Source organism: Massilia sp. 05N420, from assembly GCF_056397205.1.
Map to the genome: position 1 here is coordinate 1 of NZ_JBFTMX010000247.1, position 386 is coordinate 386.

1 protein-coding gene is annotated in these 386 nt (G+C 56.7%); it reads right to left on the minus strand.

The genetic code is table 11. The features are described from left to right. A partial coding sequence (locus tag AC1DIX_RS28180; protein ID WP_477328672.1) for a class II aldolase/adducin family protein occupies positions 1–386 on the minus strand: 386 nt, incomplete at both ends.

Consider the following 386-nt stretch of genomic DNA (forward strand, 5'->3'; position numbering starts at 1 on the left):
GTTCTTCTTCGCGATCCTCTAGAACAGAAAGTGCTATCGCGTTCACGCAGTGATAGTGCGCGACCACCCGACTGCCGAGTGCAGCGTGGAAACTCGTTTCAATCGATGGTCGTAAACCGGTGGAGTTCAGCTCGGAAACGATGAAATCGGTGGATTTCTCCGCGCGCGGATCGCTATCGCGCAAGGCTCTCACCAGCGGATCGACGACGACGGGAACCATTATGTCTTGATCTTCGGCTTTGGAGAGCCACGTGCCGGAGGCCTTCACCCACATAACGCCGTCCTGCTTGATGGACGTGTTCCCGCCCGCGCCTTGGGTTTTGAGGATGTCATTTCCAATCTCGCGCGACAAGCGAAGGAAGGCTTTGAAAGGCGCTGTACCCCTC